Origin of the sequence: Microbispora sp. H10830 (genome assembly GCF_014161375.1) — a bacterium.
In the GTDB taxonomy this organism is placed as follows: Bacteria; Actinomycetota; Actinomycetes; order Streptosporangiales; family Streptosporangiaceae; genus Microbispora; species Microbispora catharanthi.
In genome coordinates, this window is sequence record NZ_JABBWX010000034.1 from 1 (window position 1) to 14,805 (window position 14,805).

A 14,805-nucleotide genomic window follows, 5' to 3' on the forward strand; every position below is an offset into this window, starting at 1 on the left:
GCCGACCGGCAGGGGCACGATCTTTCATCAGGGCTCGAAGCCCAGGAGAACCAAGTGCTCACCTGCCGGGGGCTACCAGGCACCGAGTCTGCCGGAAGGCGACTCGCTAACACTCATTAGGAGAACGTCATGCTCGACAGCCCGCCGTCATCAGGCAGCGCGCACGCAAGACCTCTAGCCTCCGCCGCACGGACGCGGATTCCGGGGCGATCCCTCGCGGTCACCACCGTGGTGTCGGCGGCGTTCGTCGGTCTGACGGCCTGGCCGTCGCAGGCCGCGACGCCGGTCGCGAACGGTGTGTACACCCTCGCGTCGGGCTCCAGCGGCAAGTGCGTGACGGTCGACGGCGCCGGTACGGCCAACGGGACGGTGCTGACGCAGCTGGCCTGCGACAGCGCCGCCGATGAGCAGCAGTTCCGCGTCGTCTCCCAGAACGGGGCCTACGGCCTGGTCAACGTCAACAGCGGCAAATGCGTGGACGTGCCCAACTACTCCTCCGACAGCGGCGTCCAGCTGTGGCAGTGGACGTGCGGGGCCAGCACCAACCAGACCTGGACCCTGACACCCTCCAGCACCGCCGACCGCTACCTGCTCAGAAGCAACTTCAACGGGCTGTGCGTCAGCAACAAGGACGGCTCCACCGCCGGCAACAACCCGATCGTCCAGGAACCCTGCTCCGACATCGCCCGCATGCAATGGCGCTTCAACCCCACCGCCGGCACCCCCACCCCGACCACGACCTCCACCGGCTCCACCGTGACCGTGGCGGCGGACGGCACGGGGCAGTATCGGACCGTGCAGGCGGCCATCGACGCGGTGCCGTCCAACAACACCACCCGCCGCGTCATCACGATCAAGCCGGGGACCTACCGCGAGATCGTCATCATGGACAAGCCCTACGTCACCCTTCAGGGGACGGGCTCCTCCCCCTCGTCCACGCTGATCGTCAACAACCGGTCCGCCTACACCAGTGGCACGTCCGGCAGCTTCACCGCCCGGATCACCGGCAAGGAGGCGATCGTCACCAATCTGACGATCTCCAACGACTTCGATGAGAACTCGACGCCGGACGGCCACCAGGCGGTGGCGCTGCGCGTCGACGGCGACCGCAGTCAGCTCATCAACGTACGGGTCCTCGGCGACCAGGACACCTTCCTGCTCGGCAGCGACAACGCCCGCACGTACGTGAAGAACTCCTACGTCGAGGGCACCACCGACTTCATCTTCGGCAGCGGCACGGCCGTGTTCGACAACTGCGACATCTACGAGAAGCGCAGCACCGGCGGCACGATGACCGCGGCCAGCACCCCCGCCACCAAGACCTACGGATTCCTGTTCTACAAGTCTCGCATCACGGGTGCCGGCAAGAACAACACGAATCTGGGCCGTCCGTGGCGGGCCGACGCGCAGGTGCTCTACCGGGAGTCGTCGCTCAGCGTGGCCATCAAGACCTCCCAGCCGTGGACCGACATGTCCAGCAACTCCTGGAAGAACGCCCGGTTCTTCGAGTACAAGAACACCGGCTCGGGCGCCACGGTCAATTCCAACCGGCCGCAGATGAGCGACTCGCAGGCCGCGAACTACACCCCGCAGAAATACCTGGCCGGCTCCGACGGCTGGAACCCCGTTTACTAACAAGCAGGAGTGATCCATGAAACGATCCCTCGCGGTCACCACCGTGGTGTCGGCGGCGTTCGTCGGTCTGACGGCCTGGCCGTCGCAGGCCGCGACGCCGGTCGCGAACGGTGTGTACACCCTCGCGTCGGGCTCCAGCGGCAAGTGCGTGACGGTCGACGGCGCCGGTACGGCCAATGGGACGGTGCTGACGCAGCTGGCCTGCGACAGCGCCGCCGATGAGCAGCAGTTCCGCGTCGTCTCCCAGAACGGGGCCTACGGCCTGGTCAACGTCAACAGCGGCAAATGCGTGGACGTGCCCAACTACTCCTCTGACAGCGGCGTCCAGCTGTGGCAGTGGACGTGCGGGGCCAGCACCAACCAGACCTGGACCCTGACACCCTCCAGCACCGCCGACCGCTACCTGCTCAAGAGCAACTTCAACGGGCTGTGCGTCAGCAACAAGGACGGCTCCACCTCGGGCGGCAACCCGATCGTCCAGGAACCCTGCTCCGACATCGCCCGCATGCAATGGCGCTTCAACCCCACCGCCGGCACCCCCACCCCGACCACGACTCCGACGTCAGGGCCTTCAGTGCCCTACTCCAGCGCCCCCGACGGGTTCGCCGGCACCAGCGGGATGGGTCTCAGCAGCACCACCGGTGGCGCGGGCGGCCAGACCGTCACCGTCACCACCCTGGCCGACCTGATCAAGTACGCCGGTTCGTCCAGCCCCTACATCATCAGGGTCAACGCCCCGATCACGGTCACGCCGTATGGCACCGAGATCAAGGTCGCGTCCAACAAGACGATCGTCGGCGTCGGCAAGAACGGCCAGATCGTCAACGGCGGGTTCAACCTCAACAACGTGAGCAACGTGATCATCCGGAACCTGCAGATCCGCGACACGCGGATGGCCGACGACGATCCCGACGACAAGCTCTACGACTTCGACGGCGTCCAGATGGACACCTCACATCACGTCTGGCTCGACCACAACTACATCGTGCGGATGAACGACGGCCTGATCGACAGCCGTAAGGACACCTCCTACCTGACCGTGTCCTGGAACGTCATCGGCGAGGGCCATAAGGCGTTCGGTATCGGCTGGACGCCCAACGTCACCGCCCGCATCACGATCCACCACAACTGGATCCACGACAACGACGTCCGCAACCCCAGCACCGACAACGTCGCCTACGCCCACCTCTACAACAACTACATGCAGAACATCACCGGCTACGGCAACTACTCACGCGGCAAGACCAAGATGGTGATCGAGAACACCTACTACGACCACGTCAACAGCCCCTACTACCGTGACGACACGGCCGAGCTGAAGCAGACCGGCAGCATCTGCGTCAGTTGCAGCGGGCAGAAGGAGACCGGCGGCTCGGCCTTCACCCCGTCGAGCTTCTACTCCTACCGCCTCGACCCCGCCGCGAACGTCCCCTCGCTCGTGAAGACCTACGCAGGTCCCCAGGCGTCGATCGGGCTCTGAAATTCCTGTGGCGTGCATCCAACCTGCAGCCGCTCATGACTGGTGTTCGGCATCGGCGGATCAACGCCGGCTGATCGCGACGATGAGGTCGTGACCGGCCGTCCGAGATCTGGAATGCCCCGGCACGCATTGTGCCGGGGCATTCGTCATATCAGGTCGGACGAGGATGTCCGATCCCGGTCAACGGCTGAAAGGTCGCGCAAGGTCGAACGGATGGGCACGGTCACGAAACCGCGGCCGGCCCGCGTCGCGCACGCCCTTGGCGACGTGGGCGCCCCCGCACCGCCCGGTCCTCCACGCGGATCGCTTGGTCGCCGCGCATCGACGGGCACTTGACGTCACCGATGTTATCGGTAACTCTTCTCTGCATCACCGGAATCCTCCGGGTCCCTGGTGGCTTATGGAGAGAGAATGTGATCGATAACATTACCTACGACCGGTCTGTGCAGGGGCACCGCCGGGTGGAGCGCCGGCTCGCGGCGCGGGTTCGCGCCGTCGCCGAGGCGTACGCCCTGCTCGCGCCGAGCCTCGTCGGCTTCCTGCTCTTCCTGGTGGCGCCCATCTTCGGCGTGGCCGCGCTGAGCCTGTTCGACTGGAACCTGATGGGCGCGCCGTCGTTCGTCGGGCTGGACAACTACCGCGAACTGGCCGCCGATCCCGAGGTGTGGCGGGCCGTGCTCAACACGATCTACTACGTGGTGCTCAACATCCCGGCGCAGACCGTGCTGGCGCTGCTGCTGGCGCTGGCGCTGAACCGGCGGATGCTCGGCGGCAAGGTGCTCCGGGTGGTCTTCGTGCTGCCCTGGATGGCCATGCCGGTGGCACTCGGCATCATCTGGTCCTGGGTGTTCGACCCGAGATACGGCGTGGTCAACCAGGTGCTGGGCGTGGTGGGGATCGACGGCCCGAACTGGCTCACCGACCCCGCGTGGGCCATGCCGGTGATCGCCTCGGTGAACGTCTGGCAGTACACGGGCTACACGATGCTGATCCTGCTGGCCGGGCTGCAGGCGATTCCGCACACGCTGTACGAGGCCGCGGCGATCGACGGCACCACACCGGTGCAGCGGTTCTTCATGATCACCCTGCCGCTGCTGCGGCCGTCGCTGTTCTTCGTGCTGGTGACGAACACGATCGGGTCGTTCCAGATCTTCGACACGGTCTTCGTGATGACCCAGGGCGGCCCGGGCGGCGCCACCGACGTGCTGAACTTCCACATCTATCAGCAGGGGTTCCAGCTCTTCCGGTCCGGCTACGCCTCGGCGCTGGCGATGGTGCTGTTCGCGCTGATCCTGCTGGTCACCGCGGTGCAGTTCCTCTACTTCCGCAAGCGCACCGTCTACGACTTCTCCTGAGGACCCCGATGAAGAGGACCCACATGAAGAGGACGCAGATGAAGAGGATCGCTCTGTATCTCGCGCTCTTCGCGGGCGCCGTGGTCTCGGTCGCGCCGTACCTGATGACGCTCAACTCGGCGTTCAAGGAACCCGCGCAGGTGCTCACCACCCCCGCCTGGGAGCCCGCCTTCCCCGTCACGCTCGAGAACTTCGCCCAGGTCTGGTCGCAGTACGACATGGCCGGCTTCCTGCTGCACTCGCTTGTCTACGCCGGGGCCGTCACGGCCGGCCAGGTCGTGTTCAGCACGATGGCCGCCTACGCCTTCGGCAGGATGTCGTTCCCCGGCCGCGACGTGCTGTTCTGGGGCTATCTCGCGACGATGATGGTGCCGCAGATCGTCACCCTGGTCCCGCTCTTCCTGATCATGCGGGAGTTCGGGCTGATCGACACCTATCTCGGGCTGATCCTGCCCACCGCGTTCGGCACGCCGTACGGGATCTTCCTGGTGCGGCAGTACTTCCGCACGATTCCCCGGGACCTGGAGTCGGCCGCGCGCATCGACGGCGCGGGCACGCTCACCGTCCTCGTCCGGGTGCTGCTCCCGCTGAGCCGGCCGATCCTGGCCACCCTCGCGACCATCACGTTCATCACGACCTGGAACACGCTGCTGTGGCCGCTGATCGTCACGAACGGCGACGCGACCCGGGTGGTCACGCTCGGCATCTCGGCGCTGAAGGGCCAGTACTCCTCCCAGTATCACCTGATCCTGGCGGCCGCCGCCCTCGCGCTGCTGCCGCTCGTCGTGATCTTCCTGCTGTTCCAGCGGCACATCGTCCGTTCGATCGCCCTCACCGGGCTGAAGTAACCACCCCCCGTAGAGAGAAGGGCATGAACATATGTCCAGAAAAATCGCACTATCGGCTGTCGCGACGGCGGCCCTGCTGTCCCTCGCCGCGTGCGGCGGCGGAGACGACTCGGACTCGACCGGCGGCGCCGTCACGCTCAGGTACGCCATGTGGGACGAGGTGCAGAAGCCGCCGATCGAGCAGTCGATCCGGGAGTTCGAGAAGGCCCACCCGACCATCAAGGTGCAGATCGAGCTGAACGCCTGGAACGACTACTGGAGCAAACTCCAGACGCAGCTCGCCGGCCGCTCGGCCCCCGACGTGTTCTGGGACCACGTCTCCTACTTCCCCAAGTTCAGCAAGGAGGGCGTGCTCACCGACCTGGCGCCGCTCATCGCCCAGGACAAGGTGGACACCTCGATCTACGACCCCAAGCTCGCCGAGGGCTGGAAAGTGGACGGCAAGGTCTACGGCCTGCCCAAGGACTGGGACACGATCGGGCTCTTCTACAGCACCAAGGCCCTCAAGGACGCCGGGCTCACCCCCGCCGACCTCGACGGCCTCACCTGGAACCCCACCGACGGCGGCACCTTCGTCAAGACGCTGCAGAAGCTCACGGTCGACGAGAACGGCAAGCACGCCGGCGAGCCCGGCTTCGACCCCAAGAAGGTCAAGCAGTACGGCCTTGCCATGCAGGCGCCCACCGGTCAGCAGGACTGGTGGAACTTCGCCCTGCAGAACGGCTGCACGCTCCAGGACAAGCCATGGGGCAGGTGGACCATCGACCAGCCGGCCTGCGTGCAGGCCATCCAGTTCGTCCAGGACCTGCGGCTGAAGTATCACGTCGCGGTGCCCGCCACCGTCACCAACCCGCCCAACGGCCCGTCCCTGGACCAGGTCGTCGGGCGCGGCGAGGCGGCCGCCGCGATGGACGGAAGCTGGATGCTGCGCGCCTTCGACACCGCGCTGCCGAACGGCGGATTCGGCGTCGCCGACCTCCCCGCGGGCCCGGTCGGCAAGGGCAGCGTCTACAACGGCCTGACCGAGGCCGTGTACGCCGGCACCAAGCACCCGAAGGAAGCGTGGGAGCTGCTCAAGTGGCTGACGTCCGAGCGCCATCAGAAGGCCGTCGCCCAGGCGGGCGCGGTCTGGCCGGGCATCCCCTCGCTCAACGACGTCTTCGCCGACGCGTGGAAGGCCAAGGGCGTCGACGTCAGCGGCTTCAAGAAGGCCGCCGAGGGCACCACCATGGGCTACCCGCTGACCGAGGCGGCCGACGTCTACAACGTCAAAGCACTCGACATCTTCAACCAGGTCTGGCTGGGCCAGCTGTCGCCGCAGGACGCCGCCCAGAAGATCACCACCGAGGCCAACGCCGCCATCAAGTAAGGTCTGACTCATGGAAGTTACCGGTCACATGCCTGCCCAGGACGCTCCGCGTACGCGGTCGGCGAGCATCTGGGACGTCGCCCGGGTGGCCGGTGTCTCCCAGCAGACCGTCAGCCGCGTCATCAACGGCAAGGCCCGGGTCAGCGAGGCGACCCGGGCCAGGGTCCTCCAGGTCATCGCCGAGCTCGGCTACCGGCCCAACCGGCTGGCCCAGGCGCTGGCCGGGGGGCCGGTCCGCTCGGTCACCGTCCTCACCTCCGACACCGCCCTGTACGGCGCCGCCGCCACGCTGCGCGGCATGGAGGAGGCGGCCAGGACGGCCGGCTTCTCCGTCGGCATCAGCGTGCTGGAGCGGGACTCCGGCCAGGCGGACATCGCCCTGCGGCTGAACCGGCCCGGGGAGGCGGCCATGGTGATCGCCTTCGACGACGCGGGCGTGCGCGCGCTGCGGGCGCTGCCCGCGGACGTCCCGGTCGCGGCGGCCGTCGAGCGGCAGCCCGACGACGGTCCCGACGACCCCTGGCAGGTCTGGCTGGACGACCGCGCGGCGGCCGCGCACGCGACCCGTTACCTGCTGGGCCTGGGACATCGCACCGTCCACTACGTGGCCATCCCCTCCTCCACCAGCGCGCTGCCGCAGCGCACCCAGGGCTGGCAGGACGCGCTGCATGCGGCCGGCCGCCCGGTGCCCGAGCCGCTGCCCGGCGGCTGGAGCCCTCGATCCGGCTACCTCGCCGTACGCTCCCTGCTCGCGGACCGCTCGGTCACCGCGGTCCTGTGCGGCAACGACGACCTGGCGCTGGGCGTCATGCGGGCCGCCCGCGAGGCCGGGCGGGACATCCCCGGCGACCTCAGCGTGGTCGGCTTCGACGACTCCCCGCCCTCCGCCTACCTCAACCCCTCGCTCACCACGGTGCGGCTCGACTTCGAGGGCCTCGGCCGGGCCTGCTTCGGCCTGCTGCACCGCAGGCTGGACCCGCAGAACGCCCCGGCCGTCCCTGCCTGGAGCGAGCCCGAACTCATCGTGCGGGAGAGCAGCGGCCCCGCGCCCGCCTGATCTCCCGAGTCTCCACGGCCCTCCGCCGCGCCACGCGGGCGGAGCGGTCCGGCATGCCTGCCGCCTTCTCCTTCGCCGTCGAAAGGCTGAGATGATCCACCACGACTCCGAACACCGCCTGTGGGTGCTGTCCGGGCCGTCCTCCTCCTACGTACTGCACCTCGACGAGGCCGACCGGCCGCGCGTCCTGCACTGGGGACCGCGGCTCACCGCCGAGCAGGCGGCCTCGCTGCTGCTGCGGCTGCCGCGGCCCGGCTTCCGGCCGGTGGAGGACCCGCTGGAGGGCTCCTTCGACCTGGTCGCGACCGGGGGCCTGTGCTACGGGCACGCCGGCCTGCAGGTGCGCTTCGCCGACGGCACCCGCGACCTGGAGCTCGTCTTCACCGGGCAACGCCGCACCGATCGGGAGCTGGTGCTGGCGTACGCCGACCGTCACTACCCGCTGGCCGTGGAGTGCCACTACCGCCTGTACGGCGACGTGATCGAGCGCCACCTGGTCCTGCGCAACGAGGGCGAGCCCGTCACCGTCGTACGGGCGGACTCCGCCACCTGGGTCCTCCCCCGGCTGAACGGCTACCGGCTCAGCTCCGTACGCGGTCAGTGGGGCGCGGAGACCCGCCTGCACCGCGCCGAGCTGCCGTACGGCGAGACCGTCCTGACCAGCCGCAGGGGGGTGACCAGCCACCAGGCCAACCCCTGGGCGATGGTCGACGACGGCACGGCGGGCGAGGAGCACGGCGCGGTCTATTCGTGCGCGCTGGCCTGGAGCGGGAGCTGGCGGCTCACCGCCCAGCGCCTTCCCACCGAGCGGGTGACGCTGTCGGCCGGGGCCGGGCACGACCCCGTGACCTGGAAGCTGGGCACCGGTGAGGAGCTGGTCACGCCGGTGTGCGCGGGCCTCTACACCGAAGGCGGCTTCAGCGCGGCCAGCCGCGCCTGGCACGACCACCAGCTCCGGCATGTGCTGCCGCATGCCGGCGAGGTCCGGCCGGTGCTCTACAACTCCTGGGAGGCCACGGGCTTCGACGTCTCACTGGACGGGCAGATCCGGCTGGCGGAGTCGGCCGCCCGGATGGGCGTGGAGCTGTTCGTGGTGGACGACGGCTGGTTCGGCACTCGCACCCACGACGCCGCGGGGCTCGGCGACTGGTATCCCAACCCGCACCGGTTTCCCGACGGACTCGGGCCGCTGATCGACCGGGTGCACGAGCTGGGCATGCGGTTCGGGCTGTGGGTGGAGCCGGAGATGGTCAACCCCGACAGCGACCTCTACCGCGCCCATCCCGACTGGGTGATCCACCGGCCGCACCGGAGGCGCACCGAGCACCGCAACCAGCTCGTGCTCGACCTGTCCCGGCCGGAGGTCGGGGACTGGCTCTACCGGACGCTGGACGAGTTGCTGGCCAAGAACGCCGTCGACTTCCTCAAATGGGACATGAACCGCCCCTTCACCGAGGCCGGCCCGGACGAGCGGCTGTGGCTGGGCCACGTCCACACCCTGTACGACGTGCTCGACCGGCTGCGCGCCGCCCACCCGCACGTGAGGATCGAGTCGTGCAGCAGCGGCGGCGGCCGGGTGGACCTCGGCATCCTGCGGCGCACCGACCAGGTGTGGACCTCCGACAACACCGACGCCCTGGACCGGCTGGACATCCAGCACGGCTTCTCGCAGCTCTACCCGGCCCGGGTGATGGGCGCGTGGGTCACCGACAGCCCCAACCCCTACACCGGCCGGGAGATCCCCCTCGACTTCCGTTTCCACGTGGCCATGGCCGGGGTGCTCGCGATCGGCGGGGCCCTGACCGAGTGGAGCCGGGCCGATCTCGATCGGGCGGCCGAGCTGGTCGCCGTCTACAAGCGGATCCGCCCGCTGGTCCAGCACGGCCGGCAGTACCGCCTGCTGCCGCCGGACCGCGAGCTGTCGGCCGTGCAGTACCTCGCCGCCGACGGCGCGGAGGCCGCCGTGCTCGTCTACCGCCGCGCCCGCCGGTTCGGGCACGCCGACCCGGGGGTCCCGCTGCGCGCCCTCGACCCGGACGCGCGCTACCGCGACGCGGCCACGGGAGAGGTTCACCACGGGGCCGTCCTGCTCACCCACGGCCTGTTCCCCGATCTGGCGCCCGGCGACTACGCCAGCGCCCTGGTCCACCTGGTCCGGGAATAGGCATACGGGGACAGGCGCGCGCGAGGAGGCCGCCGGGCGTCCGGCGGCCTCCTGCGTGCATGTCATCTCGGCGTCAGGACCAGCCGGTAGGCGCCGTTGGCGTCCTGGTTGGCGATCGGGATCGTGACGCTGCCGTTGGTGACGGTGTAGGCGTTCGACCACACCCGGGTCGCCGCCGCCACGTTCGTCTTGCGTCCCGAGCCGGGGACGTACTCGAGGGTCGCCGTGACCGAGGAGCCCAGCCCGCCGATCCCGTCGACGCGGATCGTGTTGTTGCCGGCCTGACCGCCGAAGACCAGGCTGAACGTCCTGCCGTCGTAGGCGGCCACGCCGTCGTTGTAGGTGGTCGGGGTCACCTTGACGACGTTGCCGGTCTGGTCGGCGTACCACTTGTACATCCAGTAGGACGCCGTCGGCTGTCCGTTGTACAGCAGGCCGTTGAGCGTGCCGGCCTCGTACCAGAACGCCCGCTCGGCGTCGCGCACGCCCGCGCGCTCGAACTGCGCCACGTAGTGGTTCGCGCTGCTCGGCACGTCGATCTCGCTGGTCGTGGCGTACTCGTTGATGGAGATGGGCCGCGGCGAGATGCCGAGCTCACGCTCCAGGTTCCGGTATGCCTGGACGTTGGCGGTTACCTGCTGCCATCCGCTCAACTCGTGCCACGACACGACCTGCGGCAGCGTGTTCGTCGCCTTGGCGTTGGTCAGGAAGGCCCGCATCGCGTTCACGTTCCAGTACGAGTAGCTCGGCCCCATGATGGCCTTGTTCGGCTCGCTCTGCCGGATCCGCTGGTAGGTACGCACCCACCCGTCGTTGAAGGAGACGCCCGACGCCGACGGCCAGGTCCAGTCCGGCTCGTTCCACGGCTCCCAGGCGTCGATGTTGCTGACGCCCGCGGACTTGGCCGCCGCGATCATCTTGTCGATCCGGCTGTACCAGTCGTTCCAGTTGGTCCAGTTGTAGGGGAAGCCGTCGAAGCTGTCCGCCATGTCGACCGTGATCACGGCGCCGATGGCCGCGGCGTTCTGCCAGATGTTCAACGTGTCGCCGATCGGGACCGGAGAGCCGTTCGGCCGGTGCTCGTGCAGCGGCGGCGGCTGACGGAGCTGGTGCAGCTTCAGCGGCTGCATGATCGATACCGGCGGGGTGTTCGCGTCGGACAGGCCGTAGAGGGTGCCCGAGCCGACGCGGGTGACCGGTCGCACGACGCTGCCCGCGTCGACCACGAGGGCGCTGCCGCCACCGGTCGTGGTGCTCCACTTCTGGTTGCTCTGCCCGTTGCAGGTCCACAGGATGACGGCGGTGCCGTTGACGGTGCCGGCGTGGTCCACATCGAGGCACAGGCCCGACTGCGTCCCCGTGATCGACCCGTCGGAGTTCTGCCGCCACTTCTGGTTGGCCTGCCCGTTGCAGGACCAGATGATCACCTGCGTGCCGGGCGAGGTCTGGTTGTTGTACGCGTCCACGCAGCGCGTGCCGTTCATGGTGCGCAGTTCGCCGGCCGAGGTGAACTCGAAGCCCTGGTTGGCCTGACCGTTGCAGTCCCAGATGTCCAGCGTGGTGCCGAGCGTGTCGACGTTGCCCTTCACGTCGAGGCAACGGCCGGAGACGGCGCTCACCAGCGGCGCGGGGGCCGCGGAGGCCGGTGCCGTCCAGGTGAGCGCGATGGCCGCCAAGGTGACGAGCGCCGTGAGCAGACCCAGGGCGACGGCGCCCGGCGACCGTCGCCGCCCGGCCGCCGGGTGAACGGGTAAGTCGTGCATCGTTCTTCTCCTCGTTGGGGGGCGTGAAGGCGGGAACGACGGAGGCGCGCGGAAGCGACGCTCCCAGCCGTTCGGCGTCACGGGATCGGCGACGCGCTATCGGAGTTATCGGTAACATCAGGGTCTAGAGCGTGCCGTCGACGGTGTCAAGCCCCGGTCTCCGGCCCATACGCCCCGCCAAGCCTTGCCATCGACCTAAACCGCAGGTCAGTCCAGCTTAAATGGCCCCGGAAAGATACCGGGCGGACGCGGATGATTCACGTCGCCCGGCGTCTTCCTTGACGGCTGTTGGTGGGAGCGGTAACACTTGCGCCACCCGGACGTGTGCCCATGAACCCGGAAGGAGAGCCCTTTTCATCGTGAGCGACGATCGTCTTCGACGGCGCGCGGGACGAGGACGGCCGCCCGGGCCGCGAGCAGGCCGATCGACTCGCGAACATGGGGCCAGGCGGTGGTGCTGCCGGTGGAGAAACCGGAGGCCAGGTCCCTGAACTCAGAGACCTGGCCTCGTGAACTTCTCGCGCCCGGGACGACCTTTCCCGGCGGCTTCCCGACACCGGCGGCACGCCCGGCCGGCACGCGGGTCCTTCATCCTGCCCTGTTCGTCAGCGTGGGCGGAGGTGTCCTCCGCATCCGGGCGGTGCGGTGGGTCGTGGTCAGATGGCGGTGACGGTCCACTGGTTGTTGGTGCTGCTGTTGGGCGTCCACATGCCGACGGCGGAGCCGGCGGTGGTGTAGCCCATACCGTCGAGGGACGTGCCGGTGCCGCGGTTGACGATCTGGTAGCGGCCGTTGCCGAGATCGTTCAGGCGCCACTGCTGGTTGTTGCCGCCGTTCCAGGCCGCCTGCCTGGCGTTGGCGCCGTTGGCGGTGTTGCCCCAGCTGTCGGCGACCATGCCGTTGGCGCGGTTGACGATCCGGTACCAGCCGCCGCCCAGGTCGACCAACTGCCACTGCAGGTTGTTGCTGCCGTCCCAGTTCCACTGCTTGAGGTTCGACCCCGACGCCACGTTGCCGCCGCTGTCCAGCACCAGGCCGGTGGCGACGTTGGCGATCCGCACGTAGCCGGTGGGGGTGCCGCCGGAGCCCAGGGCGGGGATCTGGCCGTTGAAGGTCAGTTTCACCACGTACGCCGGGGCGCTGAACGGGGCGTTGGACGAGGGCATCGAGATGTGCAGCCCCGAGCCGTCCTGGGTGCGGTTGGGCAGGGTGGTGTACTGGCCCGCCGAGGAGCCGAGGAGCTGCACCGAGGCCAGGTTGCTCAGGTTGATCCGGTTCGAGCCCAACGTCGCGATGTTCAGCGTCGCGCCCGGCCAGCCCAGCACGGTGGCGTACAGGACCGTATTGTCCTTGCTGCGGGTGAACCGGATGTCCTGCGCGGTGCCCGCTCGTGGAGTGGTGAAGGAGCCGCCGCCCATCTGCGTGGGACCCTCGCCGAAGACCGCCCAGGCCCGGGTGGCGTAGATGGACTCGCCGAAGCGCTTGAGGTAGTCGCCGATGCCCAGCAGGATCGACCGCTGCCCGGAGGGGATGGTGCCGTCGGCCATCGGCGCGATGTTCAGCAGCATGTTGCCGTTCTTGCTGACCCGGTCGATCAGCGAGTGCAGCATGGCGTTCAGCGAGTAGTAGCCGATGCCGACGGTGTAGCACCAGCTGGAGCTGGAGATGCTGTCGTCGGTCAGCCAGTAGGGGGTCTGGATGCCCGCCGGGCCGCCGCGCTCGTAGTCGACCACCTCACCCCTGGTGTTGTACCCGTCCTTGTAGGTGGCGACGACGTCCTTGTTCCAGGCCACCGCCTGGTTGTAGTAGTACGACAGGAAATTCAGCCGGTACGACTCAGGGATCTGGCTGAGGTTGAAGTCCTCCCAGATGACGTCGGGCTGGTAGCCGTCGATGATCTCCTTGAGCTTGTCGTACCAGAGCTGGTATTCGGTGGTCTTGTCGAGCTGGCCGTACAGCTTCTTGAGGCTGGTGCTGGACTGTGACGGCACCCACTGGTAGAAGCCGGTGAAGTTGTAGGCGTGGTGCATGGCCACCAGCAGCTTGAGGCCCTTGGCCCGGATGGCGTCGGCGTGCAACCGCAGCAGGTCGAGCTTGGGGCCGGTGGCGACCGAGTTCCACTCGTTCACCCGGCTGTTCCACATCGAGTAGCCGTCGTGGTGCTCGGCCACCGGCCCGGCGAACTTCGCCCCGGCGTCGGCGAACAGCTGCGCCCACTCGTTCGGATCGAAGTTGCCCCCGGCCGACGTCAGCTTCGGGGCGAACTGCACCCAGTTGCCGGCCTTGTCCCGGGCGCCGTTGATGAAGTTGTGGTACGGCCACACCGACGGGTCACCATAGACGCTCTTGTGGTGATTGTTCTCGTTTGACCCGTTGTTGTACATGTTGCGCGGGTACCACTCGTTGGCGTACGCCGGGACGCTGAACACGCCCCAGTGGTAGTAGATGCCGAACTTCGCGTCCTGGAACCACTCGGCGGCCGGCGGGTGCTGGTCCACCGAGGACCAGCTCGCGGTGTAACTCTGCGGACCGGCGTTCGCCCACACGGGGCCGGCCTTCAGCACGCCGGCGGCCGTGGCGAGCGCGGCCGTGGCGAGCAGTTGCCTGCGGCTGAACTGGAACGAGGATGCGGACATGGCGAGGTACCTCTCGCGATCGGGGGGATTTTCCTGGGCGTGCGCGGCCGTCGAGGCCAACCCCGTCGGCCCTGCTCGGGTGACCGCCTCCTGCACCTTCTCCTTCATGGGTATCGCGGCGGGCGGACCGCGATCGCCGCCGGCGGGCGGTCGGCGGCGGTTGGGCACGGCAACCCCGTGAGGATCGACTCGGCCACGACGGCCCGGGCCCGACGACGGTACGCATGGACACGATCCCTTGGATGTTTCACGGAGATGAGCAGACGGTCACCGCAGAGACATTGGATGTCGTTGTATGTCAAGCAGAGCGATCTGTCCACACTCCCCCGCCGCCGCGCGTGCGAACGACGCACTGCGGCGCAGCGGGGCCTCGCCCGTACGACAAGTGGAAACGCTGGCGAGGCACACGAGTCCGCACGTTTGCGCATGCCGCATCGGCATTGCCGTTACTCGCCTCGCATGGGTCGCAGACAGCCCATGTCTCCAAGGGCGCCGGTC

At 68.4% G+C, this 14,805-nt stretch carries 9 protein-coding genes; 7 read left to right on the top strand and 2 right to left on the bottom strand.

All coding sequences use genetic code 11. The features are described from left to right. Positions 1 to 228: 228 nt before the first annotated feature. From HHX35_RS41700 to HHX35_RS41730, 7 genes are all read left to right on the top strand, one after another. Positions 229 to 1,635: a pectinesterase family protein gene (locus HHX35_RS41700; RefSeq protein ID WP_220506519.1), complete on the top strand. Its 1,407-nt coding sequence runs from the start codon at positions 229 to 231 to the stop codon at positions 1,633 to 1,635. A gap of 16 nt (positions 1,636 to 1,651) precedes the next feature. After that, positions 1,652 to 3,115 (top strand): RICIN domain-containing protein, encoded by a 1,464-nt coding sequence (locus HHX35_RS41705; protein WP_182904126.1) that lies wholly within the window; start codon positions 1,652 to 1,654, stop codon positions 3,113 to 3,115. A 413-nt stretch (positions 3,116 to 3,528) separates the two neighbouring features. Next, complete coding sequence (locus HHX35_RS41710; protein ID WP_220506520.1) at positions 3,529 to 4,470, top strand: carbohydrate ABC transporter permease; 942 nt, start codon at positions 3,529 to 3,531, stop codon at positions 4,468 to 4,470. Between the two features lie 38 nt (positions 4,471 to 4,508). After that, positions 4,509 to 5,318: a carbohydrate ABC transporter permease gene (locus HHX35_RS41715; protein ID WP_220506521.1), complete on the top strand. Its 810-nt coding sequence runs from the start codon at positions 4,509 to 4,511 to the stop codon at positions 5,316 to 5,318. 31 nt (positions 5,319 to 5,349) lie between these two features. Next, positions 5,350 to 6,687 carry a sugar ABC transporter substrate-binding protein gene (locus tag HHX35_RS41720; protein ID WP_182904129.1) on the top strand — a complete coding sequence of 446 codons (1,338 nt, stop codon included), beginning with the start codon at positions 5,350 to 5,352 and terminating at the stop codon, positions 6,685 to 6,687. A gap of 10 nt (positions 6,688 to 6,697) precedes the next feature. Continuing rightward, complete coding sequence (locus HHX35_RS41725; protein WP_220506522.1) at positions 6,698 to 7,744, top strand: LacI family DNA-binding transcriptional regulator; 1,047 nt, start codon at positions 6,698 to 6,700, stop codon at positions 7,742 to 7,744. A gap of 91 nt (positions 7,745 to 7,835) precedes the next feature. After that, positions 7,836 to 9,908 (top strand): alpha-galactosidase, encoded by a 2,073-nt coding sequence (locus HHX35_RS41730; RefSeq protein WP_182904130.1) that lies wholly within the window; start codon positions 7,836 to 7,838, stop codon positions 9,906 to 9,908. 62 nt (positions 9,909 to 9,970) lie between these two features. On the opposite strand, the gene HHX35_RS41735 is transcribed toward HHX35_RS41730, so the two are convergent. Next, a complete protein-coding gene (locus HHX35_RS41735; protein WP_182904131.1) occupies positions 9,971 to 11,671 on the bottom strand; it encodes an RICIN domain-containing protein in 1,701 nt (566 codons plus the stop codon). Positions 11,672 to 12,327: 656 nt separating this feature from the next. Further along, on the bottom strand, positions 12,328 to 14,307 hold the full coding sequence (locus HHX35_RS41740) for an alpha-L-fucosidase (RefSeq protein WP_182904132.1): 1,980 nt from the start codon (positions 14,305 to 14,307) through the stop codon (positions 12,328 to 12,330). Between the last annotated feature and the right edge of the window lie 498 nt (positions 14,308 to 14,805).